This window comes from Sulfurovum xiamenensis, assembly GCF_030347995.1.
Lineage (GTDB): Bacteria > Campylobacterota > Campylobacteria > Campylobacterales > Sulfurovaceae > Sulfurovum > Sulfurovum xiamenensis.
In genome coordinates this window covers 1-2932 of record NZ_JAQIBC010000019.1, presented here as the reverse complement: position 1 = coordinate 2932, position 2932 = coordinate 1, and the positions used below count along the sequence as shown (strand labels likewise).

At 35.9% G+C, this 2932-nt stretch carries 2 protein-coding genes; one reads left to right on the top strand and one right to left on the bottom strand.

Features of this window, described 5'->3' with window-relative positions; all coding sequences use genetic code 11:
- Positions 1-165 precede the first annotated feature (165 nt).
- Positions 166-1626 carry an NADP-dependent isocitrate dehydrogenase gene (locus PF327_RS11365; RefSeq protein ID WP_289402670.1) on the bottom strand — a complete coding sequence of 487 codons (1461 nt, stop codon included), beginning with the start codon at positions 1624-1626 and terminating at the stop codon, positions 166-168.
- Positions 1627-1871: 245 nt separating this feature from the next.
- Between PF327_RS11365 and PF327_RS11360 the strand changes: the two genes are divergently transcribed.
- Complete coding sequence (locus tag PF327_RS11360) at positions 1872-2750, top strand: AraC family transcriptional regulator (RefSeq protein ID WP_289402669.1); 879 nt, start codon at positions 1872-1874, stop codon at positions 2748-2750.
- Positions 2751-2932 lie beyond the last annotated feature (182 nt).

Here is a 2932-nt window from a genome sequence, read left to right as displayed (position 1 = left end):
GGAATCTCCTAAAAACATTTGTAAGATAAGTATTACTTAACTTCATGCCGTCTCCCCTCTTTTTCGTGAGAGGAGATATCGGCTAATGACCTTGACCTAAGCTGTTCGTTCTTTCGCCTTTAAGCAAGTAGAGGGTTTCAACTTAAATCCATTTTAGGCTTTTGGTTATTCACCTTGTCCTAGAGAGTAAGCACGCTCACCATCTTCGAATGCATAAAGGTTTTCAGTTTTAATCACTTCAATACCTGCATCAGAAATTTTGTTCATCATATCTGTGATGTCACTATTTGTGATTACGTCACCTTGAGTTTTATTATAGAAACGACATCTCCAGTGATCTGTAAGGAAAGTTTCCGGGTGACCACTTGGATAGACTTTTTGACCACGGTTGGAGATCATTTTAAGTGCTATGTTGGTACCCTCAGTAAGCTCAACCAGCTTATCACCGATTGTGTTTGCATCACAATCATCTTTAGTAAAGATATCACAACCGATAAGATTCATTTTTGTGTTTCTTACATTTGTAAGTTCAGGTTTTTTGATTTTGATCGCTTTGTCATATTTTACAGCTTCAAGTGTTGATGGCTTTTGACCAAGTCTTTCAATCACTGCATCAGCAAACTCTTTCGTTCCAACTTCTGTATACTCTTTTCCTGCAGCTTTAAGTTTTCTAGCAAGGTCATAGGTTACGATACCGTCTTCGATCGTTTTTAGCCAAGCATTATGCACTTTTTCTGCTACTTCCGGCTGACCCACTTGAACCATCATCATGACACCTGAAAGCAAAAGACCTGATGGATTCGCTTTGTTTTGACCAGCGTGACGTGGAGCAGAACCGTGGATCGCTTCATACATAGCAATATCATCACCAACGTTAGCACCCGGTGCAATACCTACTGAACCAGTCATAAGTCCAAGAATATCAGTTGCAACATCACCATAAAGATTAGGCATTAGAACCATATCGAACTCTTCAGGAGCATCTACGAGTTTAGCCATACCGATATCGATGATCCAGTCATCCGCTTGAATTTCAGGGTATTTTTTAGCTGTTTCATAGAATACTTTTACAAAAAGACCATCTGTGATCTTCATGATGTTGTCTTTGATCATACAAGTGATTCTTTTTCTACCATATGCTTTTGCATACTCAAATGCATATTGACATATTTTTTCACAACCCGGTCTTGTAATGATTTTTAGACACTGAGTTACTTCCGGAGTTTGCTGATGCTCGATTCCTGCATACAGATCTTCTTCATTTTCACGAATCGTAACAACATTCATACCTGGGAATTTTGAAGGTACAAACGGGTCATAAGCGATAGCTGGACGAACGTTTGCGTAAAGTCCTAGAGTCTTACGGATAGTAACGTTCAAACTTTTGTATCCACCACCTTGAGGTGTTGTGATAGGTGCCTTAAAAAGTACTTTATTTTTCTTGATAGAGTCCCAAGCTTCTTGACCGATACCAGATGTATTACCAGAAAGATACACTTGTTCACCCACATCAATATGCTCCCATTCTACATCAGCACCCGCTGCATCAAGTACTCTGATACTTGCATCCATGATCTCAGGACCGATTCCGTCACCTCTTGCAACTGTAATTGTTTGCTTTGCCATTTTTTTCCTTTTATAATTAATTAAAATAAATTCTCTTAGAAACTACATCATTGAGTAGCTTCCACCTCAATCTAATTCTTCTAGATTATCTTGAACCAATTTTTCCCATCAGAAAAATTTCAAGCATTATAATTAATTTTATGGACGGAATTCTTCACCAATATTGTCTCTTTAATTGTCTTTTTTTACTTTATAAGTTATCTATATTTAATATTATTTTTATCCAAAATTGGTATTATTGTATTATGAAACAAGAAACTTTAGATAAGAAAATAAAAATCTCAAATGACTTAATGTTTTACTTCTATAAGCATATAGAGACAGATATCAACATTGATGAGCTTGCAGATCATTTCAAGATCAACAAATTTTATATGCATAAGATCTTTAAAGAAGTGTTTGGGCGAAATATTTATGAAAGTATTAAATATATTCGTCTTCAAAAAGCTTCTAATCTTTTGTTGACAAATAAATATTCGACTATTTCAGAGGTAGCCAATGAGTGTGGCTACAGCTCTCAAACCTCATTCATTCGTGCATTTAAAGAACGTTTTTCCATGACACCCAACAAGTGGAGAAAAGGTGGATATAAAGACTATTCGCATAAAATTCTCTTACAGTCACCAAAAGCACAAGCTTCTACAGCAAGTTTTGAACAAATAGAGCCTCAAATCGTGAAAATGCCCCAGCAAAGTGCATATTATATTCGCCACAGAGGCTATGGATACGAAAAATCAAAACTCACATGGCAAAAAATTCAAACTTGGATCTACCAAAATGAATTAAAAGACTATATGGAGATGTCACTTTTTCATGACAATCCGACCATCACACCACTGGATGAGTGTCATTATGTAGCATGTATAGTACCAAATGATGAAAAGGAGTTGAAAGATCAACGTCTTCCAAGTTTTAATATCTCTGGGGGTGTTTATGCCAAGTTTGATTTTGAAGGAAAAAGAGGAGATCTATTGAAGTTGATCCACTGGGTATATCATGAGTGGCTGCCAAAAAGTGAGTATCAGACAACAACAAAACCGCCTTATGCGGTCTATCACAAAAACCATTATCTTAATCAAGATGAGGAATTTGCGATCAGTTTTTATTTATCAATTAAATTTTAATTTAAAGAGTGATTCATACTTGTTGTGAATCTTTTGAATGTAATAGCACGAGAGAATCGCTAATGATGCATTTTCCACCATATCTATCTATGAAAGCTCTGATTTTTTCTATCATTCTTTCAAATTTTTCCTCTCGGCACACAGTAAAGATATAATTATTGCTAAGAAGATCATTCGCTTCA